Annotated in this window: 19 protein-coding genes and 2 pseudogenes; 9 read left to right on the top strand and 12 right to left on the bottom strand. The window is 63.9% G+C overall.

Annotated features, from left to right (window positions below; genetic code table 11):
* The first annotated feature begins 27 nt into the window (after positions 1–27).
* Positions 28–363 carry a DMT family protein gene (locus tag ABD704_RS02910; protein ID WP_344698193.1) on the top strand — a complete coding sequence of 112 codons (336 nt, stop codon included), beginning with the start codon at positions 28–30 and terminating at the stop codon, positions 361–363.
* Here ABD704_RS02910 and ABD704_RS02915 read toward each other — a convergent pair.
* The 4 genes from ABD704_RS02915 to ABD704_RS02930 all read right to left on the bottom strand — a co-directional run bounded on the left by ABD704_RS02915 (position 360) and on the right by ABD704_RS02930 (position 4474).
* Positions 360–2042 carry a putative bifunctional diguanylate cyclase/phosphodiesterase gene (locus ABD704_RS02915; RefSeq protein ID WP_344698194.1) on the bottom strand — a complete coding sequence of 561 codons (1683 nt, stop codon included), beginning with the start codon at positions 2040–2042 and terminating at the stop codon, positions 360–362. The two genes, ABD704_RS02910 and ABD704_RS02915, sit on opposite strands and share 4 nt — an antisense overlap.
* 77 nt (positions 2043–2119) lie before the next feature.
* On the bottom strand, positions 2120–2650 hold the full coding sequence (locus ABD704_RS02920) for a Smr/MutS family protein (protein WP_344698195.1): 531 nt from the start codon (positions 2648–2650) through the stop codon (positions 2120–2122).
* Positions 2631–3824 carry a murein transglycosylase A gene (mltA, locus tag ABD704_RS02925; RefSeq protein WP_425565377.1) on the bottom strand — a complete coding sequence of 398 codons (1194 nt, stop codon included), beginning with the start codon at positions 3822–3824 and terminating at the stop codon, positions 2631–2633. Before mltA ends, ABD704_RS02920 begins: the two co-directional genes overlap by 20 nt.
* A complete protein-coding gene (locus ABD704_RS02930) occupies positions 3821–4474 on the bottom strand; it encodes a Tim44/TimA family putative adaptor protein (protein ID WP_344698197.1) in 654 nt (217 codons plus the stop codon). Before ABD704_RS02930 ends, mltA begins: the two co-directional genes overlap by 4 nt.
* 198 nt (positions 4475–4672) lie before the next feature.
* Here ABD704_RS02930 and secB point away from each other — a divergent pair, with 198 nt between their 5' ends.
* The 4 genes from secB (at position 4673) to ABD704_RS02950 (ending at position 8536) form a co-directional block, all read left to right on the top strand.
* Positions 4673–5203: a protein-export chaperone SecB gene (secB, locus tag ABD704_RS02935; RefSeq protein ID WP_344698198.1), complete on the top strand. Its 531-nt coding sequence runs from the start codon at positions 4673–4675 to the stop codon at positions 5201–5203.
* A gap of 23 nt (positions 5204–5226) precedes the next feature.
* Positions 5227–6786, top strand: coding sequence for a murein biosynthesis integral membrane protein MurJ (gene murJ / locus ABD704_RS02940; RefSeq protein WP_344698199.1), 1560 nt, complete (start codon positions 5227–5229; stop codon positions 6784–6786).
* Positions 6787–6793: 7 nt separating this feature from the next.
* Complete coding sequence (gene trpS, locus ABD704_RS02945) at positions 6794–7789, top strand: tryptophan--tRNA ligase (protein WP_344700469.1); 996 nt, start codon at positions 6794–6796, stop codon at positions 7787–7789.
* A gap of 87 nt (positions 7790–7876) precedes the next feature.
* A complete protein-coding gene (locus ABD704_RS02950; protein WP_344698200.1) occupies positions 7877–8536 on the top strand; it encodes a DUF4136 domain-containing protein in 660 nt (219 codons plus the stop codon).
* Positions 8537–8605: 69 nt separating this feature from the next.
* On the opposite strand, the gene dnaA is transcribed toward ABD704_RS02950, so the two are convergent.
* From dnaA to mutM, 3 genes are all read right to left on the bottom strand, one after another.
* A complete protein-coding gene (gene dnaA / locus ABD704_RS02955) occupies positions 8606–9997 on the bottom strand; it encodes a chromosomal replication initiator protein DnaA (RefSeq protein ID WP_344698201.1) in 1392 nt (463 codons plus the stop codon).
* A 369-nt stretch (positions 9998–10366) separates the two neighbouring features.
* Positions 10367–10630 carry a 30S ribosomal protein S20 gene (gene rpsT, locus ABD704_RS02960; RefSeq protein ID WP_344698202.1) on the bottom strand — a complete coding sequence of 88 codons (264 nt, stop codon included), beginning with the start codon at positions 10628–10630 and terminating at the stop codon, positions 10367–10369.
* A 105-nt stretch (positions 10631–10735) separates the two neighbouring features.
* Positions 10736–11542 (bottom strand): bifunctional DNA-formamidopyrimidine glycosylase/DNA-(apurinic or apyrimidinic site) lyase, encoded by an 807-nt coding sequence (gene mutM, locus ABD704_RS02965; RefSeq protein ID WP_344698203.1) that lies wholly within the window; start codon positions 11540–11542, stop codon positions 10736–10738.
* Positions 11543–11592: 50 nt separating this feature from the next.
* On the opposite strand from mutM, the gene ABD704_RS02970 reads away from it, so the two are divergent.
* The 3 genes and pseudogenes from ABD704_RS02970 to coaBC all read left to right on the top strand — a co-directional run bounded on the left by ABD704_RS02970 (position 11593) and on the right by coaBC (position 15023).
* On the top strand, positions 11593–12324 hold the full coding sequence (locus tag ABD704_RS02970) for a class I SAM-dependent methyltransferase (RefSeq protein ID WP_344698204.1): 732 nt from the start codon (positions 11593–11595) through the stop codon (positions 12322–12324).
* The gene (gene ubiB / locus ABD704_RS02975; RefSeq protein ID WP_344698205.1) at positions 12321–13853 is read left to right on the top strand and encodes a 2-polyprenylphenol 6-hydroxylase; all 1533 of its coding nucleotides are present in this window, start codon (positions 12321–12323) and stop codon (positions 13851–13853) included. Before ABD704_RS02970 ends, ubiB begins: the two co-directional genes overlap by 4 nt.
* A 4-nt stretch (positions 13854–13857) precedes the next feature.
* Positions 13858–15023: pseudogene (gene coaBC / locus ABD704_RS02980) on the top strand (bifunctional phosphopantothenoylcysteine decarboxylase/phosphopantothenate--cysteine ligase CoaBC).
* On the opposite strand, the gene ABD704_RS02985 reads toward coaBC, so the two are convergent.
* The 3 genes from ABD704_RS02985 to topA are packed head-to-tail and all read right to left on the bottom strand — an operon-like array spanning position 15015 to position 18666.
* On the bottom strand, positions 15015–15761 hold the full coding sequence (locus tag ABD704_RS02985; protein WP_344698206.1) for a HesA/MoeB/ThiF family protein: 747 nt from the start codon (positions 15759–15761) through the stop codon (positions 15015–15017). The pseudogene coaBC and the gene ABD704_RS02985 overlap by 9 nt on opposite strands.
* Positions 15758–16195 carry a dUTP diphosphatase gene (gene dut / locus ABD704_RS02990; protein WP_344698207.1) on the bottom strand — a complete coding sequence of 146 codons (438 nt, stop codon included), beginning with the start codon at positions 16193–16195 and terminating at the stop codon, positions 15758–15760. Before dut ends, ABD704_RS02985 begins: the two co-directional genes overlap by 4 nt.
* Positions 16192–18666, bottom strand: coding sequence for a type I DNA topoisomerase (topA, locus tag ABD704_RS02995; RefSeq protein ID WP_344698208.1), 2475 nt, complete (start codon positions 18664–18666; stop codon positions 16192–16194). The genes dut and topA overlap by 4 nt, the downstream gene beginning before the upstream one ends.
* A gap of 76 nt (positions 18667–18742) precedes the next feature.
* On the opposite strand from topA, the gene ABD704_RS03000 reads away from it, so the two are divergent.
* Positions 18743–19342 (top strand): HD domain-containing protein, encoded by a 600-nt coding sequence (locus tag ABD704_RS03000; protein ID WP_344698209.1) that lies wholly within the window; start codon positions 18743–18745, stop codon positions 19340–19342.
* Here ABD704_RS03000 and ABD704_RS03005 read toward each other — a convergent pair.
* Together ABD704_RS03005 and plsY are read right to left on the bottom strand one after the other, a co-directional pair.
* Positions 19320–20400: pseudogene (locus tag ABD704_RS03005) on the bottom strand (DNA-processing protein DprA). The gene ABD704_RS03000 and the pseudogene ABD704_RS03005 overlap by 23 nt on opposite strands.
* The gene (gene plsY / locus ABD704_RS03010; protein WP_344698210.1) at positions 20397–20987 is read right to left on the bottom strand and encodes a glycerol-3-phosphate 1-O-acyltransferase PlsY; all 591 of its coding nucleotides are present in this window, start codon (positions 20985–20987) and stop codon (positions 20397–20399) included. Before plsY ends, ABD704_RS03005 begins: the two are co-directional and overlap by 4 nt.
* Between the last annotated feature and the right edge of the window lie 52 nt (positions 20988–21039).

Below are 21039 nucleotides of genomic sequence, written 5' to 3' on the forward strand. Positions count from 1 at the left end.
GCGTCAGTCGGCAATCAAGGGACGAGCATGACCACGATCATCCTGCTGACGCTGTCGAACATCTTCATGACAATGGCTTGGTACGGCCAGCTCAAGTTTCCAAACTGGACGATCCCGATGGCGATTATCGTTGGCTGGGGCATCGCATTATTCGAATATTGCCTCGCCGTGCCGGCCAACCGCATCGGCTATGCGCAAGGCTTCACCGGCGGGCAGCTCAAGATCATCCAGGAATTGATCACGCTGATCGTGTTCGCGATCTTCGCGACGGTGGTGCTCAAGGAGCCGATTGGCTGGCGCTACTTGGGCGCCGTCCTTTGCATCGCAGGCGCCGCGATGTTTATGTTCGTGGGGCGGAGTTAGGCAACCGACCTCGCGCCGCGGTCGGCGTTGCCGACCCATGCCACGAACTCCTCCTCGAACATCGGTTCGGCGAAGACGAAGCCCTGCACCGTGTCGCAGCCCATGGCGCGCAGAATGTCGGCCTGCGCGACCGTTTCGACGGCCTCGGCGACGACCTCGCAATCGACGCCCTTGATGAGCTGGATCACGGCCTGAACGACAACGCGCGCCTTCTCCGAAGTCTCGATGTCGGCAATCAGCGACGGATCGAGCTTCACGCGGTCGAGCGGCATCGCGCGCAGGCGAGCAAGGTTCGAATAGCCGGTCCCGAAATCGTCGATCGCTATCCTCGCACCATCGTCGCGGAGCGACGCAATTTCAGCCAGCACCGCTTCGCTGACTTCCATGGCTGCGCTCTCGGTAAACTCCAGCTCGATAAGCGACAGAGGAACGTCGGCATCCGCGAAGGCCTGGCGAACCTTCAGGAAGAAGTCGGCGCGGTCCACCTGGCGCGGGCTGATGTTAAAAGCGAGCCGCCCGCGGAAGCCGTTGCGGTGCCAGTTGCCGAGAATCGACGCGACCTCCCCGATGACCCAGTCGCCAATCTCGGCAATGATGCCGGTCTTCTCCGCAATCGGAATGAAGCTGTTGGGCATCCGCAGCCCGTCGCGCGGATGGTTCCAGCGAAGCAGCGCTTCGGCCCCGCAGACCTCACCGGTGACGAGACTCATTTGCGGCTGGAACGCCATCACGAAATCGCCGCGCTGGACGGCTTCGGTCAGCGCCTTTTCGGTGTCCACCTTTTCCTGATGCTCGGCGGCGAGGCCGGCGTTGAACAGGAAGTGCTGTCCCCCACCCCTCGACTTTGCGTGGTACATCGCAATGTCGGCGGCCCGCATCAGCGCTTCGATACTCGAGCCGTGGTCAGGCGAAATGGCGACGCCGATTGAGGCGCCAATCTCGACACTGTGTGCGCACAGTTCGAACGGCTCGGCGATCGCGACGACCACGCGACGCGCGATTCGCTCGATCTCTTCGGACGATCCGATCTCCGAGAAGAACATCGTGAATTCGTCGCCCGCCAGACGCGCAAGCAAGGGACGCGTCTTGGCGTCACCATTATGCTCCGCATTGACGACGACCCGCAGGCGGTTCGCCACCATAATCAGTAGCTGATCTCCGCGAGCGTGGCCGAGGCTGTCATTGACCATCTTGAAGCGGTCGAGGTCGACGAACAGCATCGCCGACTTCATGCCCTCGGATGCACCGCTCAGCATCTTGTCTGCTTCGGACCGGAAATGCAGCCTATTCGGCAGCGACGTGACCGGATCGTACATGCCGAGCGAATGGGCGTTCTCAATCGACGTGCGCACCTCCGCAAAGAGCGAATCCACGGCGGCGGCAAGCTTCGGCATCGAGCGGCGGAGGCTCGCTGGTGCCGGTGAAACGAGATCGCCATCCTCGACGGCGAGGAGACGGTCGCTCAACGCGGCAAGGGCCCGCGCGCTTTCGCTGTTCGGTCGTTCGGACGCCACGTAGCTGATCAGGAGGCAGAAGACGCCTGCGGCAAGCGCGGCGACGATCTTCTGGTCGAACTCCGTGATGTAGAGGAGCGCGGCCAGCGAGAAGACGAAGGAGGCGAAGCCAGCGGCACACGACAGGATCGCGTTGCTGATCTTCTGGGCCGTGCCTGCTTTCATCTTTGCTGTGCGCCCTGCACGGCGGCCATTTCCGCCTGACGCACCCGCGTTAAAGAATAGGGGTTAAGAAAATGTCATCAGCGCTCAGATTTGCGGCGGAGAATCAGGTAGAGGCTCCCGCCCCCGCCGTGCCGCCGATGAGCGCCGCGAACCGCGGCGATTTTCGCTGCGTGACGGGAGTGCGCGAGCCAGTCGTGAACCGCGGCGCGAATCCGGCCGCGCTGCACCGGCGGATCGCCCGGGCGGTGGTGGCCGGTGATCAGCAATAACACGCGGTCACCACGGTTAATGGCCCGCTCCAATTCGCTGTCGATCGCCTGCCATGCCTGAGCGAGGTTCATCCCGTGAAGGTCGAGCACGTGGTCAGGCGCTATCGATCCCGAGCGCAATTTCTTGTCCCACGTGCCGTCAAGCGTGGTTCCCGGCCTGACCGACGGCGGGGTAAGGGTGACAGGCTTGGGACGAACGGGCTGGACGACACGATTGGCCGGCGCCGGTTGCGGCGCCTTTTCAGCGCGTTGCGGCTGAACCTTCTCTCGCGATAGCGGGGCGATCGTCGCGGTTACGCGCGCCCAGAGCTCCGCCTCTTCAGGGCTGAGCTTGCGCACGGGCAGCCGTGCCCTTCGGCAACAGGATCAGCGATTCTCCGGAGCCCGACATGCCGCCGGCGATCGCCACGGCTTCGGCGCCGGCGCCCCAGAAGGTGTCGAACCGGTTCGGGCCCTTGATCGCGCCACCGGTATCCTGCGCCACCCATAGGCCATTCGCCTCGTTGCGATCGAGCATGAGGTAGATGGGCGCGCCGAGCGGGACATAGTTGGGGTCGGCCGCGACGCTCGCGTGCGGAGTCACTGGAACGCTCAAGGCGCCGAGGGGACCTGGCCCGGTCAGCTCCTTGAAGAATACGTAGGACGAATTCTCCCGCATCAGCGCTCTGCCCTGGTCGGGATTGGCGCGGATCCAGTCCTTGATTGCCTGCATGTTGGCACCGCCTGGCGGAAGCAGGCCCCGGTCGCGAAGCAGTCGCCCAATCGCGACATAATCACGGCCGTTCTGCCCCGCGTAGCCGACGCGCATCACCGTCCCGTCGTCGAGATGAATGCGTCCCGAGCCCTGGATTTCGAGGAAGAAGAGGTCGACCGGATCCTTCGCCCAGACCAGTTCCAGACCCTTCCCGTTGAGAGCCCCGTCCTCGATCTCGGCGCGCGTGAAATAAAGGACGCAGGTGCCGGTTTGGTCGACGCGGCCGCGGCCTGTCGTGCCATCCGCCTTGGTGCAGCGAATTAGATCGGGCGGCACGCGATAGATCGGGATGTAACCCGGCTGCTGCGTGCGTGAGCCTTCGATCTCCGGCTCATAGTAGCCTGTGGCGAACGCCTTGCCGTCGCCGACCCTCACCCAATCGAAGCCATAGTAGAAGAAGCCCGGCGCATATTCCCCGCTGAGCGTCGCCGCCTGTGCGCATAGCGCCGACCAATCGACGGGCTGCGTGAGCCCCGACTGATCCTGGCGACGGGTGAGCACGGGGCAACTCGTCTTGAACGCGGCCAGCGCGCGTTCAGCCTCGTCCGCCTTCAACGTGCGAGGCGCTTCCGCCTTGATCCCAATCTGCCGCGCCGTCGGCGGCACCGGGGGCGCTGGCGGAGGAGTCGGAGCTGGAGCAGGGGTGGTAACGGGCGCCGGAACAGGCGTCGGCGCTTCAGGCGGCGGGAGCGGCCTCGAGGCGCAAGCGGAAAGCAGAGCGAAAGTCAGGAGGGCTAGCGCCCGGCGCGAAGAACTCACTCTTCCTCGTCGGTCTCGATCAGCAGCCAGTTCGGATCGCGCGACGACGTATCGCGGCGGAAGGTCCAAAGGTCGCGGGTCTGCACAGCATCGCTCATTGAGCCGGCGACCACCTGCCCGTCCGAATTCCGCGTAACGGCGGCTATATCGGCCTCAAAGCGAACCGTAAGGATCGCAACACTCTTCTCGACCAGCGCTTCCGAAATGACAGCCTGATCAATCGCAACCAGCCGGTTGTCGAGCTTCAGTCCGTCCTTGTCGCGCTGCTCAACGGCACTGGCGAAGGTCTCATAAACGTGATCATCGACATGGCTGCGAAGCGCCTGGAGATCGCCCTTCCAGAAGGATTCGAGGATCAGGCGGTAAGCCGCCTTCGCACCTTCGAGGAAGCGCGCGACGTCGAAGCTTGGATCGGCGGCAAGAATGGCCCGGACACCGGGTCCCGCCGTCGGCACGAATGCCATATCACCGGCATCGGCGGGCGTCGCGGCAGGCGGCGAAGGCTGGCTGACGCGCGGTTCTACCTGGGCTTCGCGGTCGACGGGCTTCAAGATCGGCTGCTGCTCATGTCCCGTACGTTCGCCGAGCACGCTGTAGAGGCGTAGGCCGACAAACAGGGCAACAAGGGCGAGAATGACGATAACGGTCAACTTGCAGTCCTATTTCTTGCCGGGACGAGACCCGGCGGAAAACTCAACATAGTGCGCGACGCGTAAATATTCCAACACCATGCAACGCACGACCCGCCATTGCGCCTCAAATGTGCGACTGCTAGGCGCTCAGCCGCAACGCGCCGCTGCCCAAGCGGCTCTCATCACATCACAACGACTTGCAAGGAAATAGGTAAAATGGCGGACCAGGAACCGACCAACGGCGGCAATGGCTCGACTGAAGGCGGCACCGAGCCTCAGGTCGGCATTCTCGCGCAGTACATCAAGGATCTGTCGGTCGAGAACCCGAGCGCGCCGCAGGTATTCCAGTGGCAGGTCCAGCCGAGCATCGACGTGCAGTTCAACATCAGCGTGGCTGGCGCTGGCGAGAGCGTGCACGAGGTCGGCCTGAAGATCGAGGTTACCGCCCGTTCGGACAACGGCGTCCATTTCGTCGTCGACCTGACGTACGCGGGCCTGTTCGGCCTCCGGAATATTCCGGACGAAGCGCTTCAGCCCTTCCTTCTAATCGAAGCTCCGCGCCTGCTCTTCCCGTTCGCACGGCAGATCGTCAGCGAAGCGGTCAGCAACAGCGGCTTCCCGCCCCTGATGCTCGATCCGATCGACTTCACGCAGGCCTATATGGCGCAGCTCAACGCGGGCCAGAATTTCGCGAACGGTAACGGCGGCGGGGAACCAGCCTCGTCCGAAACGCCGAGCGAAGCCTGACCCTTTAACGCCCGGGCGGCTCAATGAACCTCATCAAGTCGACCGGAACGATCGGCGGCCTGACGCTCGTCAGCCGCGTCGCCGGCTTCGCGCGCGAAATGCTGATGTCGCGCGTGATGGGCGCGAGCTGGCAGGCCGACGCCTTCTTCGTCGCTTTCCGGCTACCCAACACATTCCGGCGCCTGTTCGGCGAGGGCGCCTTCTCGGCGGGTTTCGTCCCGCTCTATGCGCAGCGTCTTCACGGGCCGGGCGGCAACGAGGACGCCAAGCATTTCTCCGAAGAAGTGCTGGCCGTGTTCGCGCCGACGCTGGTGCTGTTCACGTTGGTCTTCGAGATCATCATGAGCCCCTTCGTCTTCGCGATCTCTGGCTACCACCAGGAAAAGCTGGCGCTCGCGACTTTGCTGACGCGGCTAACCTTCCCGTACCTGATCCTCATCAGCCTGGTCTCGCTGTTCTCGGGCATCCTCAATTCTCTGGCGAAGTTCACGGCGGCGGCGTTCGCCCCTGCCCTGCTCAACCTCGCAATGCTCTCGGCGCTGATTTTCGTGCCCGTCGGCGGCACGACTACGGCGATTGCCTTGTCGATCGCCGTCTCGCTCGGCGGCGTGCTTCAGCTTGGCCTTTTGCTTGCAGCCTGCGCTCGGGCCGGGATTGTCCTTAAATGGCGGAAGCCGAAAATGACGCCCGGCGTGCGGCAATTCGTGCGCGTCGTCGTGCCCGCCACGCTCGGCGCTGGCGTTTACCAGATCAGCGCCTTCATCGACACGTTCTTCCTGACGCGCATCGGCACCGGAGCGATGAGCTACTTCAACTACGCCGACCGACTGAACCAGCTGCCGCTCGGCGTGATCGGCGCGGCGCTCGGCACAGCGATCCTTCCGCAGGTGAGCCGGCATGTTGGCGCCAATGAGCCGGACAAGGCGGCGCACGTCCAAGGCCAGGCGGCCGAGCTTGCCATGTTGCTTTGCCTGCCTGCGGCACTAGCACTGGCGGTTAGCGCATTCCCGCTTGTCTCCGCCTTGTTCCAGGGCGGCCGCTTCCATACTGAGGACGCGCAGCTGACAGCGCTGACGCTTTCGATCATCGTGCTCGGGCTTCCCGCCTACGTGCTGGTGAAGGTGCTCACCCCGGGCTTCTACGCGCGACAGGACACAGCGACGCCGGTGAAGGTTGCCGTCCTCGTGCTGGTCGCGACCGTCGTCCTCAACTTCCTGCTTATTCCGCCTTTCGGCATCGCCGGCCTCGCGTCCGCGATTGCAATCTGCTCGTGGCTGAACTGCATCATCCTTTACGCCATCCTCCATCGGCGCGGGCATTTCCGCATCCAGGGCTGGCTCGCCTCGCGGATCGCCCGTCAGTTGATCGCTGCTGCGGCGATGGCTGCTGCACTTGTCGGCATCCGCATGCTGCTCAGCGGTTGGTTCGAAGGCTCGGTCGGCCACCGGATGGCGGGCGTGCTCGCGATCGTCGGCGGCGGCATGGCCGTCTATTTCCCGCTCGTATGGATTCTGGGTGGCACCGACCGGGAGGAACTGAAGGTACTCCTTCGGCGGCGCCGGAAATACACCGATGTCGGCTGATCGTGCGATGCGCGTCGTCTCCGGAATTCAACCGACCGGCGGCCTGCACCTGGGAAACTTGCTGGGCGCCATTCTGCGCTGGGTCCGAATGCAGGACGAGGCGGAATGCCTGTTCTTCCTTGCAGATCTTCACTCCCTTTCGGAGCATATGGACCCTGCAGAGCGGCGCTCGAGCGTTCGTGAGATGGCTGCAGCACTGATCGCAAGCGGCATCGACCCTGCCAAGTCCATCCTCTTCGCCCAGAGCGCGGTCCCGGCGCATGCCGAGCTGTGCTGGATTCTCAACGGCACCGCCCGGATGGGTTGGCTCAGCCGAATGACTCAGTGGAAGGACAAGGCGGGTAAGGATCGCGAAGGCAAGTCTGTTGCGCTGTTCGACTATCCGGTTCTCCAGGCCGCGGATATTCTCCTTTATCAAGCGACCCATGTGCCCGTCGGCGAGGACCAGAAGCAGCATATCGAACTGACCCGCGACATTGCGCTCAAGTTCAACAATGACTTTGAAACGGAGCTGTTCGTGGTTCCGGAACCGTTTATCGGCGGCGGTACGGCAGCGCGCGTCATGAGCCTTAGGGACGGCTCCTCAAAAATGTCCAAGTCGGATCCGTCGGACATGAGCCGGATCAACCTGACCGACAGCGACGACACGATCGCGCAGAAGATCCGCAAGGCAAAAACCGACCCAGAACCGCTGCCCGACAACGAGGCTGCGCTCGAAGGCCGCAGCGAAGCGAAGAACCTTGTCGGCATCTACGCCGCGGTAACGGGCGAGAGCGTCGACCAGGTGCTGCAGCGCTTCGCCGGCCAGGGCTTCGGCTCGTTCAAGCCCGCGCTTGCCGATGCGCTGATCGCGTTGCTTTCTCCCCTCCGCACGCGACTTGAGCAATTCCGCAAGGATCCGGCCGAGCTCGACCGCCTTCTCGCCGAAGGCGCGGCACGTGCTTCCGCCATGGGTGCTCCCACGCTCGCAGAGGCTTACCGGGCGGTCGGCCTGGCCCACTGACACAACGCTTCATCGCCGGTTCACGGCAGTTTGTGTTATAGTGCCGAATATCCTGAGTTTTCCCATATTCCCGTCTGAGGGGGAGTAATGATGCGTATTACCAAGATGTCCGCGGCGGTCGTGCTCGCCGTTGCCTCCCTTGCTCTCTCTGCCTGCGCCACCGCGCTCGATACGCGCGTCACGCGCTATCAGGCCATGCCCGCTCCGCAGGGCCAGACATTCCTCATCATTCCCGGCGAAGGAATGGCACGTAATGGCGGCCTAGAGTTTCAGCGCTATGCGGGCATCGTCGCGCAACAGCTGCAGGCCCACGGCTACGTGCCGGCGACGAGCAACACCAACGCCAATATGATCGTGTCGCTTGGCTACATCATCGACAATGGTCAGGTCCGGTACGTGTCCGACCCATTCCCGCCCAGCTATGGCTTCGGTCCGTACTGGGGTCGAGGTGGGCGCTACGGCTACTGGGGCGCGCCCTTCTATTATGGGTGGAACGACCCGTTCTGGTACGGCGGCGGCGTCGACTCCTACGTCGAATATCACAGCCAGATCGACGTCCACATCCGACAGGCCGGCACGAACGCGCCGCTATTCGACGGCCGCGCGCAGGCGCGTTCTTCGACGAACCAGCTGGACGCCGTTATCCCGAGCTTGGTCGAAGCGATGTTCACCGGCTTCCCCGGCCGCAATGGCGAGACGGTGAAGATCACCATCCCGACCCGCCCGAACGGGCAGCCGAGGGGCTAAGGGAAGAGACAAAGAAAAGGCCCGCCGGAGATGATCCGGCGGGCCTTTTTCTTTTACCTGCGTTCGCTGTCAGCCCTCGAGCTGTCTCGTCAACAGGCGGATGTCGGCGTCGAGCTCGGCATCGCTCGCGCGAAGCTTCTCGATCTGCCGCACGGCATGGATCACGGTGGTGTGATCGCGCCCACCGAACCGGCGGCCGATGTCGGGCAACGACTTGGGCGTCAGTTGCTTCGACAGATACATGGCCACCTGGCGCGGGCGAGCCACTTCACGAGCACGGCGCGCCGAGGTCATCTCCGCCTTGCGAATGCGGTAATGCTCGGCGACCTGCGTCTGTATCTCGTCAATCGAGATGCGGCGCTGGTTGGCGCGAAGAACGTTGGCGAGCACTTCCTCGACGAAGGCTACGTCGATCTGCCGCCCCGTCATCATCGCATAGGCGCCGATGCGATTAAGCGCGCCTTCGAGCTCACGGATCGAGCTGGTGACCCGGCGGGCAAGGAAGTCGATTACCGGCCGCTGCATCTCGACGCCTGGAAGCGCCTCCAGCTTTGCGACGATGATGTTGAAGCGAAGCTCGTAATCCGCCGAGTTGATGTCGGCGACCAGCCCCCAGGACAGGCGCGACAGGATGCGCGGGGCGATTCCGTCGAGGTCCTGCGGTGCACGGTCCGAAGTGATCACCAGGCGGCGACCGGCCGTGATGATCTCGTTCATCGTGTGGAAGAATTCTTCCTGCGTCGAATCCTTGCCGGCGATGAACTGGACGTCGTCGATCAGAAGCAGGTCGGCGCTGCGCAGCCGCTGCTTGAAACCGATGGTGTCGTTTTCCTTCAGCGCACGGATGAACTCGACCATAAACTTCTCGGCCGACATCGACACGACGCGGGCGCCGCGGTTGTTCGCGAGGAAAGCGTGGCCGGTCGCGTGAAGCAAGTGGGTCTTGCCGCGTCCCGTACCGCCATGGATGAATAGTGGGTTGAAGCCGACCGTCTTCGATGTTGCGAGCGTCCGCGCGGCAGTCGCCGCAACTTCATTTGCCTTGCCGACAATGAAGGTCTCGAAGCGATAGCGCGGGTCGAAGTTCGGCGCGTTCGGATCGCGTTCCGACGGAGCCGGCGCATCCTCGAGGATCAGCAACGGTGCCGGACGCGGCGCATCGGATGCAGCAACCATACGGACGCTGCGGACGATTGGAAGGACCGTCTTCCACGCGAGCGTCAGGCGCTCGCCAAAGTGCGAGCGGACCCAGTCGGCCATGAACTGGCTCGGCATGATGATGTCGAGCGTGCCGCTGTCCGGCTCAAAATTGCCGAGCTCGGCAGGCTTCAGCCAGCCGTCGAACGTGCGGGCGCCAAGATCGCGGCGAAGTCCGCTTCGGATCGACTCCCACGCTGCTTCCAGCGGCGCTGTAACCGTCCCCCCAGACGAATCGACAGCCGAATTCACAGCCCCTTGCACTGGCTCTCGCTCCCTCTTCCCGACCCCCAAACAGGAGACAAAAGTACCCTGTCACGCCGCGACCGAGTCGCGCGCCCGAGGTTTCTTTTCTCTCAAGCACCGGCGCGGATTCGCAGCCGGAGGAACGTTTCTGAAACCGTAAGCGGCAGCTTTCAAGTGCCGTTTTTTCATCGAATTGAAATAATGAGACTTGACATCGGAAAGCTGCCGAAAGTTGGCATAATTGGCAGTAAACCGCCATTTTCTTGGTTAGCAGTGCGTTAACTACCTCGCGAATCGCGGGAATTGCTGCGTTTTTTTGACAGTCTCAAAACGAAACGGGCCGCCGGTCACCCGACGGCCCGAATTAAGGCACACTCTTGCGATTTTTTAGCCGAGCGACGCAACCCTCTTTGAAAGCCGCGAAATTTTGCGAGCGGCCGTATTCTTGTGGATAACTCCGCGAGCGACGCCGCGTGCGAGCTCCGGCTGAACCTTCTTCAACGCCTCGGCAGCATCCGCCTTCTTGCCGGTGGCAAGCGCCGACTCGACAGCCTTGATGAAGGTACGGATGCGGCTGACCCGCGAGTGGTTGATCACCGTGCGCTTCGCGTTGCGGCGGATGCGCTTCTTGGCCTGCGGCGTATTCGCCATGAAGTTACCTCGTTATCCCTGCGGCAGAATGAAAAAGCGGCGCAAAGCCAAACGGCTGCGCCGACACGAGCGCTCCCCTACTGAGAGAGGCGCCGAAGGTCAACCTTAGTGCTGACATTTGGGGCAGTAAAAGGTCGATCGCCCGCCTTGGACGATTCGCTTCACCGTCCCGCCGCACGAACAGGGCTGCCCTTCCCGGTCATAAACCGAGAAGCGCTTGGAAAAATAGCCGAGCTCGCCGTCCGGACTGGCGAAGTCGCGAAGGGTCGATCCCCCCGCCTCGATCGCCTCGGCGAGAACGTCGTGGATCGCCGGCACCAGCCGCTGCAGTCTTTCAAGCGTCACGGACCCACCCGCGCGTTTGGGATGAATGCCCGCCCGGAACAGGGCCTCGCAGACATAGATGTTGCCCAGGCCGGCGACGATGCTTTGATCGAGGAGCAGCAGTTTGATCGACGCGCTGCGGCCCGCGAGACGGCGCTTCAGCTCCGGCGCATCGAGATCGAACGGCTCCGGCCCAAGCGCCTTGAACGGCGGCCAGTCCGCAAGCTCGTCCGTTCGAAACAAGTCGAGCGAGCCGAACCGCCGGGCGTCGTTCAGCGCCAGCCGCCTGCCCTCGTCGGTCTCGACGATGAAGTGATCGTGTTTCTCGATCTCGGATGGATCGACGCGCCACCGTCCCGACATGCCGAGATGAAACACGAGCGTATCACCGCGGTCGGTATCGATCAGGCCGTACTTGGCCCGCCGCCCCAGATCTACAACCCGTGCGCCCGTCAGCCGCTGGCCAAGATCGACCGGCAATGCTCTGCGCAAATCCGGACGCCGTGCCTCCACGCTCTGGATGCGATGGCCCTTCAGCACGCGCGTCAGGCCGCGGACCGTGGTCTCGACTTCTGGAAGTTCAGGCATTGCGGCGCGATATGGCGGACGGCGCCCAAGGCCGCTAGAGGCGCAGCCCTATGACCGATCAGGTGAATTTCGGCGACGAGCTCGTCAGCCCCGCGGAGAAGACGCGGCGCGTCGGCGCCGTCTTCAGCTCGGTCGCCCGCCGCTACGACATGATGAATGACCTGATGTCGGGCGGCATGCACCGGCTGTGGAAGGACCGTTTCGTCAATCGCGTGAAACCGCTCGCCGGCGAGGACATCCTAGATATGGCCGGCGGCACCGGGGACATTGCCTTCCGAATGGCCAAGCGCGGGGCGAACATTACCGTGTCCGACATCAATGCGGACATGCTGGCCGTCGGCGAAGAACGTGCGCGTCAGCGTGGCCTGACCGGCCTCACCTGGAAGGTACAGAATGCGGAGAAACTTACCTTCGCCGACGGGCGCTTCGACGCCTACACCATTGTATTCGGCATTCGGAACGTAACCGACATCCCCGCCGCGCTTCGGGAGGCACACCGGGTACTTAAGCGCGGCGGCCGCTTCTACTGCATGGAATTCTCGTCGAGCGATTGGCCGGGCTTCGCGACCCTTTACGATGCTTGGGCATCCAACATGATCCCGCGCATCGGCAAGGTCGTCGCCGACGACGAGGAAAGCTATCGCTACCTCGTCGAAAGCATCCGCCGCTTCCCGCGCCCCGAGGCGTTCAGGAAGATGGTGGCGGACGCGGGTTTCGTTCGCGCCGCCGCGGAGCCGATGCTCGGCGGCCTCGTGACGATCCATTCGGGCTGGAAGATTTGACCTCTTCCGTCACCCATCTGTGGCGTTTGCTGAAGTGGGGCCGAACGCTGGCTCGACACGGCGCCTTGCGCGGTATCGAAGAAGACCCGCTCACGCCGCCGCCGGTTCGCCGGCTGGTCCGGATCGCTCGTTTTGGCGCGCGTGTTCCGGACTCGCCCGACTATGCCGCCGCGATGGTTGCCATCGGTCCTGCGGCCGTGAAGCTCGGCCAGGCTCTGTCGACGCGCCCGGACCTTGTCGGCGATAAAGCCGCCGCCAACCTTTCGCTGCTTCAGGACGACGTTCCGCCCGCGCCGTTCGAGGACATCAAGCGAACGATCGAATCCTCCTTCGGCGCGCCGCTCGAAAACCTGTTCTCGCAATTCGATGTGAAACCTGTCGGCGCGGCTTCCATCGCACAGGTCCACCATGCCGTGACGACCGAGGGCCGCGAAGTCGCGGTCAAGGTGCTTCGCCCGGGGATTGAGGAAGCGCTCGCGGACGCCATCGAAACCTATGAATGGGCGGCTGCACACGCCGAGCGATACGGCGGCGAGATCCAGCGCCTGCGCCCCCGCCTCGTCGTTGCACAATTCCGCCAGTGGACGGCGCGGGAATTGGACCTACAACGCGAGGCGGCCTCCGCGTCGGAGCTTCGCGAGAACATGGTCGCAGAGCCGGGCTATTACGTGCCGGAAATCGACTGGCGGCGCACGGCGCGCCGGGTCCTCACGCTGGAATGGCTCGACGGTATCAAGCTCAACGACCGCGACGCGTTGATCGCGGCCGGTCAGGATTGCCACGCACTGGGACAAATCCTCGTCCGGGCATTTCTTCGGCAGGCGGTGATCGATGGTTTCTTCCACGCCGACCTCCACCACGGAAATCTCTTCGCGCTGAACGACGGGCGGATCGCGGCAATCGACTTTGGCATCATGGGGCGGATCGATCGCCGCGCCCGGGTCTGGCTGGCAGAGATTCTCTATGGCCTCATCACCGGTAATTATGCGCGCGTGGCGGAAATCCACTTCGAGGCTCAATACGTTCCCGCCCACCACAGCGTGCAGGAATTCACGACCGCGCTGCGGGCGGCGGGCGAGCCAATCCGTGGGCTTCCGGTCAAGGATATCTCGGTTGGCCGGATGCTGGAAAGCCTGTTCTCGATCACCCGCGACTTCGACATGCCGACGCAGCCGCATCTGCTGCTGCTCCAGAAGACCATGGTCATGAACGAGGGCGTGGCGAGCGCGCTCGATCCCGACCTTAACATGTGGGAGACGGCCGAACCGTTCATCAAGGATTGGATCCGCGGCGAGCTGGGCCCGGAAGCCTATTATGCCGACCGCATTATCGAGACGGTGCGCGCCTTTAAGAAGATCCCCGACCTGATCGACCGGCTCGACCAATATTACCCGCCGCGCGGTGCCGCACCGCCACCGCCGCCGCTTCCGGACATTTCCTTGATCGAAGGGCGCGCTTGGTGGGGTTACGCGCTTGCAGGCGTCGTTGGCGCGGTGGTCGGCGCCGGGCTGCTTCTTGTGCTAGGCTAGGCCGATGGCGCGGGTTCTCCTCATCGTCGGCGGCGGGATCGCTGCCTACAAGTCGCTGGAGCTGGTTCGCTTGCTCAAGAAGGCAGGCCATCAGGTCACGCCGGTCCTGACCAAAAGCGGCGAGCATTTCGTCACGACAATGAGCCTTGGCACGTTGGCAGAGAGCCAGGTGCATACCTCGCTGTGGGAGCTGAAGGACGAGGTCGAGATCGGCCACATTCAGCTTTCGCGGTCGGCGGATTTCGTGCTCGTCTGCCCGGCCACGGCGGATCTGCTTGCAAAGATGGCAGCAGGGATCGCCGACGATCTCGCGACAACGCTCCTGCTGGCGACCGACAAGCCGGTCGTGGCCGCGCCCGCGATGAACGTGCGCATGTGGCAGCACAAGGCGACGCGGCGGAATCTCGCGCAGCTGAAGGCTGACGGTGTGCGCATCATCGAGCCGGCGGAAGGCGAGATGGCCTGTGGCGAATATGGACCGGGGCGCCTGCCGGAGCCGCAGAACATCGTGGACCAGCTCGCTGACCTGCTGAAGTGACGCTCCAGGGCAAGCACATCCTCGTCACGGCCGGCCCGACGCACGAGCCGATCGACCCGGTTCGCGTCATCGCCAATCGCTCGTCGGGTCGCCAAGGCTATGCCATCGCCGCCGCGGCCGCCGAAGCCGGTGCTCGCGTGACTCTGGTTTCCGGTCCGGTCGCGCTGAAGACGCCGCCCGGCGTGAGCCGGGTCCACGTGGAAACTGCCGAGCAGATGGCCGATGCCGTCATGGCGTCACTCCCCGCCGACGTGGCCATCCTCGTGGCCGCCGTCGCAGATTGGCGCGTCGAGCCTTCGGGCACCAAGCTCAAGAAGGGCGACGGCCCGCCGAAACTGAAATTTGTCGCGACCCGCGACATCCTTGCCGAACTCGGCTTGAACGAGCAGCGTCCCGGCCTTCTCATCGGCTTCGCGGCAGAGACTGAACGGGTTGTCGAGCATGCCATCGCTAAGCAGACTTCCAAGCGCGCCGACTGGATCGTCGCCAACGACGTGTCCGGCGACGTGATGGGCGGCCACCGCAATCGCGTTCATCTGGTCACCGCAGACGGTGTCGAGGACTGGCCGGAGACGAGCAAAGAAGAAGTGGCGCGCCACTTGATCGCGCGCGTGGAACAGGTCCTAGGCTGACCCGCAGGCCCGGCAATTGCGGTCCGCCGGAATGCGGATCGGGCGCCAGCTAAGCTTTTCGCCGTCGAAGACGTGCACGTGACCGGCCTGATCCTCGCCAACGCCCGCAATCGAGTTGAGCGCGAGAAGCGCGGCGAAACTGCCCACGGTGCCGGTCAGCGCCCCTAGCACACCAAGCTCCGCGCAATTGTCGCAATCCTCGGCATCGAAAGCATTGCCGACAAAGCAACGATAACAGGGCTTGGACCGGAACAGCCCGACTTGACCCTGGAACTGCACAGCCGCAGCCGAAATCAACCTGATTCCAAGTTTCACGCAAGCGTCGCTGACGGCCAACCGGGTGGCGAAATTGTCGCTGCCGTCGATGACGAGATCGTGATCCGCCAAAAGCTCCGCGGCATTTTCGGCGTCGATGCGCTTCAGCACCGGCGTCGCCTTCACGTGATGGTTCAGCCGCTGCACGAATTGCAGCGCGAGGTCGGCCTTCGAATAGCCGACGTCGCGCTCGCGAAAGAGCGGCTGCCGATGAAGGTTGCCGAGCTCCACCACGTCATCGTCGATGATCGTGATCTGCCCAATGCCTGCGCCGGCGAAAGCGGGAATGACGGCGCTGCCGATCCCGCCGGCCCCAACCACGACGATCCGTGACTGCCAGAACTTGCGCTGTCCCACGCCGCCGACCTGCGGCAGGACGATGTGCCGGGCGTAACGGCCGAGCTCCGCGTCGGAGAGGCTCACCGGCCCGTGGAGCCGAAGCCCCCTGCCCCGCGGCTCGTCTCGCTCAGCTCAGCGACTTCGCGGAACGCCGCCTTTTGAACGGGCGCGGGCACCAGCTGCGCGACGCGCTCGCCCCGCCGAACCTCGAAAGGCTCCGCGCCTAGATTGGCAAGAATTACCTTCACCTCGCCGCGATAATCGTGGTCGATCGTGCCGGGCGTGTTGAGGCAGGTGATGCCGTGTTTGAGCGCAAGCCCGGACCGTGGGCGAACCTGGACCTCGTAGCCCTCGGGGATGGCGATCGCGAAGCCGGTTGCGACCGCATGCCGCTGGCCCGGCGCCAGCGTCACATCCTCCGCAGCGACGACATCCATGCCCGCTGCGCCTTCAGTCGCGTAGGTTGGGGCTGGTAAACCTTTCCCGTGCGGTAACCATTGCAGTTGGATATCGATCACTTGGACTTCTTCCTCGCGGGCTTGCGGCCGCCCTTTTTCTTGGCGGGCCCTTTCGCCGCGCGCTCATTGATCAAGCGGACGGCTTCGTCCAGTGTCACTGCTTTCGGGTCGGCGCCTTTCGACAACGTCGCATGGGTCGTCCCGTCACTGACATAAGGACCGTAGCGGCCCTCCATCACCTTGACGTCCTTGCCGTTCGGGTGCTGGCCGAGAACCGCAATGGGCTCGCGTGCTGCCCCGCGACCGCGACCGGCGCCGGAAGCTGCATCGGCCAATTTGGACACGGCCGCATTCATGCCGGTTTCGAACACTTCCGCGGTCGAGCCGAGCTTTGCATACTTCCCGTCGTGCGCGAGATAAGGGCCATAGCGCCCGATCGATGCCGTGATCGGCTTGCCGGTTTCAGGGTGCGGGCCGATCTCGCGCGGAAGCGACAGCAACCGCTCGGCAACCTCCAGGTCGACATCGGAAGCCGAAATATCCTTCGGGATCGACGCACGCTTGTCGCCGCGCTCGACGTATGGGCCGAACCGCCCAGTTTTCAGCAAGATACCTTCGCCGAGCTCCTGCGGCCCATCGCCTGCCGCGCCCTCGGCGCCGCCTTGCCCGAACTTCTGCGTATAGCGGCATTCCGGATAGTTGGAGCAGGCGACGAACGCGCCGAACTTGCCGCCGCGAAGCGACAGCCGTCCATTGCCGCACTGCGGGCAGACGCGCGGATCCGACCCGTCCTCGCGCGGCGGATATAGCCACGGCGCAAGGAACTCGTCGAGCGCTTGCGTGATCTCGCTTGGCTTCTGGTCCATGACCTCGCCGGCTTTCGGCTTGAAGTCGCGCCAGAACGCATCGAGCAATTTCTGCCAGTTGAGCCGCCCGCCGGACACATCGTCCAGCTCTTCCTCGAGCTCGGCGGTGTAATCGTAGCTGACGTAGCGTTCGAAGAAGCGCTCGAGGAACGCCGTCACCAGCCGGCCGCTCTCCTCGGGGATGAAGCGGTTCTTGTCGACGCGGACATATTCGCGGTCCTTCAACGTCTGAAGCGTCGCCGCATAGGTCGAAGGCCGCCCGATCCCGAGCTCCTCGAGCCGCTTGACCAGGCTCGCTTCCGAATAGCGGGGCGGCGGCTGAGTAAATGACTGGGTCGCATCGACGCTCGTCTTTGCAGGCACGTCGCCCTCGCGCAGGTTCGGCATGCGGGCGCCTTCTTCGTCATCAGCCTTCTCGTCGCGGCCTTCCTCGTAGAGCGCGAGATAGCCGGGGAAGAGCACGACTTGCCCCGTCGCCCGAAGCACCGCTTTGCCCGTTCCGTCGGTCAGTTCGACCGTCGTCCGCTCAAGCCGGGCCGAGGCCATCTGGCTAGCCAGCGCACGGTTGTAGACAAGCTCATATAGCCGCGCGTGATCGCCCGAAGCGGCGCACGCCTTGTCGAAGTTGGTCGGCCGGATCGCCTCGTGCGCTTCCTGCGCGTTCTTGATCTTGCTCTGATACTGGCGCGGCTTGTCTGGGACGTAGCCGGCGTCGTAGCGGTTCTGGATCGCTCGGCGCGCGGCGCTGACCGCTTCGGGCGCCATGTCGACGCCGTCGGTCCGCATGTAGGTGATCAACCCGTCTTCATAGAGGCTCTGCGCCACGCGCATCGTGTGGCTGGCCGAGAAGCCGAGCTTGCGCGCCGCCTCCTGCTGCAGCGTCGAGGTCGTGAACGGCGGCGGCGGATTTTTGGCGAAGGGCTTGGTCTCGACCGACGCGACGGTGAAGCGGCCCGCTTCGACCGCGGCCTTGGCCGCATCGGCATCGCCCTTGTTGCCGATCGTCAGCCGCTCGATCTTCTTGCCTTCGAACTGGACAAGCCGGCCGACGAAGCTCTGTCCGTCCTTTTCGAACGTCGCGCTGACCGACCAATATTCCTGCGGCTTGAAAATCTCGATTTCGCGTTCGCGGTCCACGATGAGACGCAATGCGACCGACTGCACGCGACCGGCGGACTTCGCCCCCGGCAGTTTGCGCCACAGGATTGGCGAGAGAGTGAAGCCGACCAGATAGTCGAGTGCGCGCCGCGCCCGATAGGCGTCGATGAGATTCTCATCGAGCTCACGCGGCTTCTTCATCGCCTCGGTGACGGCCGAGTTGGTGATCGCGTTGAACGTGACGCGCTGAACGTTCTTCGGCAGTGCCTTCTTCTGGCGAAGCACTTCCTGCACGTGCCAGCTGATCGCCTCGCCCTCACGATCGGGGTCGGTGGCGAGGATCAGGGTGTCCGCCATCTTCGCCTCGTCGGCGATGGCCTTCAACTGTTTCGAGCGGTCAGGCGAGACCTGCCATTGCATGCTGAAGCCCTCGTCCGGATCGACCGACCCATCCTTGGGCGGCAAATCGCGCACGTGGCCGAACGAAGCCAGCACCCGATGCCCGCTTCCCAGATATTTCTCGATGGTTTTCGCCTTTGCAGGCGATTCTACGACGACCAGTTTCAAGTGTGTTTCATTCCTATACGTACGTACGCGCGATGGTGGGGACCCGCTTTCCGCGGCGTCAAGAGATGGTGGCCCTATGACAGAGCCGAGTTACGATGAATCTATTGTCGAAGCCGAATTGAGAGCCCGCGCTGCCTACGCACAGCCAGGTCGGCACTATCACGACGAGCGGCATCTGGACGATTGCCTTCGCCAGCTGGAAGATAGTCATCCCCTTGAAGAAAGCGAGCGCCGGCTGCTGCGCTGGGCAATCCTCTGGCACGACGCGATCTACGATCCCGGCCTTCCCGGCAATGAGGAGCAAAGCGCCGAGCTGGCGCAGCGGGAGCTGGCCGCGTGCGGTGTTGCTTACGCCGATGCGGCCGAGGTTGCGCGACTGATCCGGCTGACGGAGACTCACCGCGCGCCACCCGGCGACCCGCTCGCCGCGCTGCTCATCTCGATCGACCTTTCGATCCTCGGCAGCGATCCGGGCCGATATCGCGAATATGCGGAGGATGTGCGTAAGGAATATGCGCACGTGCCCGAGCCGCTCTGGCAGACTGGCCGGACGGCGGTGCTGGAGCGCTTGCTGGATGCCAATCCGCTCTTTCCGGACGAGCGTTTCCAGCACGAATTCGGTGAACAGGCGCGGCACAACATGACAGCCGAAATCAGGCTTCTGAGCGGAGGCTGACCTTGCCGCTGGCATGCCGGCCAAGTCGGCCTGCCAAATCCAACTCGAGCAACGCCATCTGCAACGCGCCCGAGCTCGCGCCTGAAAGCCTGATGATTTCATCCACCGGCACCGTTGATGGACCGAGCAAATCCTCGATGACGTCGAGCGCGCCGTCGTCGCCGTTGAGATGCTTGGGCTCGGCACGGTAGGGCGACGTTGCGGAACGGACGCGGGCCTCCATTGGCCGCAGCTCCTCGACCACGTCGCGGGCGTTCTGGATCAGGGTCGCACCATCGCGGATGAGCTGATTGCAGCCTTGGGCGCGAGGATCGAGCGGCGACCCGGGGACGGCCATCACTTCACGACCAGCTTCTGCCGCCAGGCGCGCGGTAATCAGTGAGCCGGAGCGCGGCGCGGCTTCGACGACGACGGTTCCCGCGCTGATGCCTGCGATGATGCGATTCCGGTATGGGAAGTGCCGCGCGCGAGGATCGGTGCCCGGCGGCATTTCCGCGATCACCAGTCCGCGCTCGAACATCGCCCGCTGCCGCGCTACGTTCTCCGGCGGGTAGAAAACGTCCACGCCGCCCGCGACGACGCCGAGGTTCCACTCTCGAGCGACCCGTCATGCTCCGCGCTGTCGACGCCGCGCACCAGTCCCGAGACGACCGCTAGCTCGTTCTGCCCAAGGTCGTGCGCCAAGCCGCGCGCAAAACGGCAGGCGGCTGCCGAGTAATTGCGTGCGCCAACGATGGCGACGCCCATCCGGTCCAGAACGTTCAAATCTCCCTTCACCACCAGCAGCGGGGGCGCGTCCTCCAGCTCTGCCAACAGGCGCGGATACAGACCTTCCCCGAGTGTCAAACCGAGCTTTTCGACCCGGACGATCTCCCGCTCAACCTCGCTGAGCTCACAAAGCCGCGGCGCCTTGCCGCCGCCACGCCGCGCGAGGTCCGGGACGGCCTCGAGCGCGGCGGCGGCAGTGCCGAACCGGCGAAAAAGCTGGCGAAAAGTAACAGGCCCGATGCCCCGGGCGAACGGAGCAGCCTGAGGCGATCGACTAAATCGTCATTCAAGTCTCAGCTCTCCCAACGCGGGGCTCGGTCCCGTCCTTCAATCGAAGGATGTTCTCGCGATGCTTCCATAGGATGAGCACCGCGAAACCGAGCAGCATTGGGAAGAGCGACGAGTGTAGCAGGTAGGCGGAGAGCGGCGCGCTGAGCGCTGCCCCCATCCCCGAAACGGACGAGATTCGGATCGTCAGCAACAGGACAATCCAGACGAGGGCATAGGCAATCGCTGCGATCGGCAGCAGCGGGATGAGCACGCCAAGCAAGGTCGCAACGCCCTTGCCGCCGCGGAACTTGAGCCACACCGGGTAGAGGTGGCCGATGAAGGCGCCTGCACCCGCGGTCGCGCCGAAGGCCTCCCCAAAAATCCGCTGGGCGAGCAGCACCGCCGCGGTCGCCTTCAGGCAGTCGAGGATCAGCGTCAGAGCTGCGAGCGGCTTGCTGCCGGTCCTCAGCACATTGGTCGCGCCAATATTCCCCGAACCGATGTCGCGCACGTCGCCCTTGCCGGCGAGGCGTGTCAGGACCAACCCAAATGGGATCGACCCGAGCAGATAGCCAAGGGCAATGGCGAGGAGAAGCTCACGAGTCATCGGGTGGCGTGAGTAGCAAACGCGTTCGCCGGCGCAACTTGCTAGCGGCAAT

This window comes from Sphingomonas limnosediminicola (assembly GCF_039537965.1).
In the GTDB taxonomy this organism is placed as follows: Bacteria; Pseudomonadota; Alphaproteobacteria; order Sphingomonadales; family Sphingomonadaceae; genus Sphingomicrobium; species Sphingomicrobium limnosediminicola.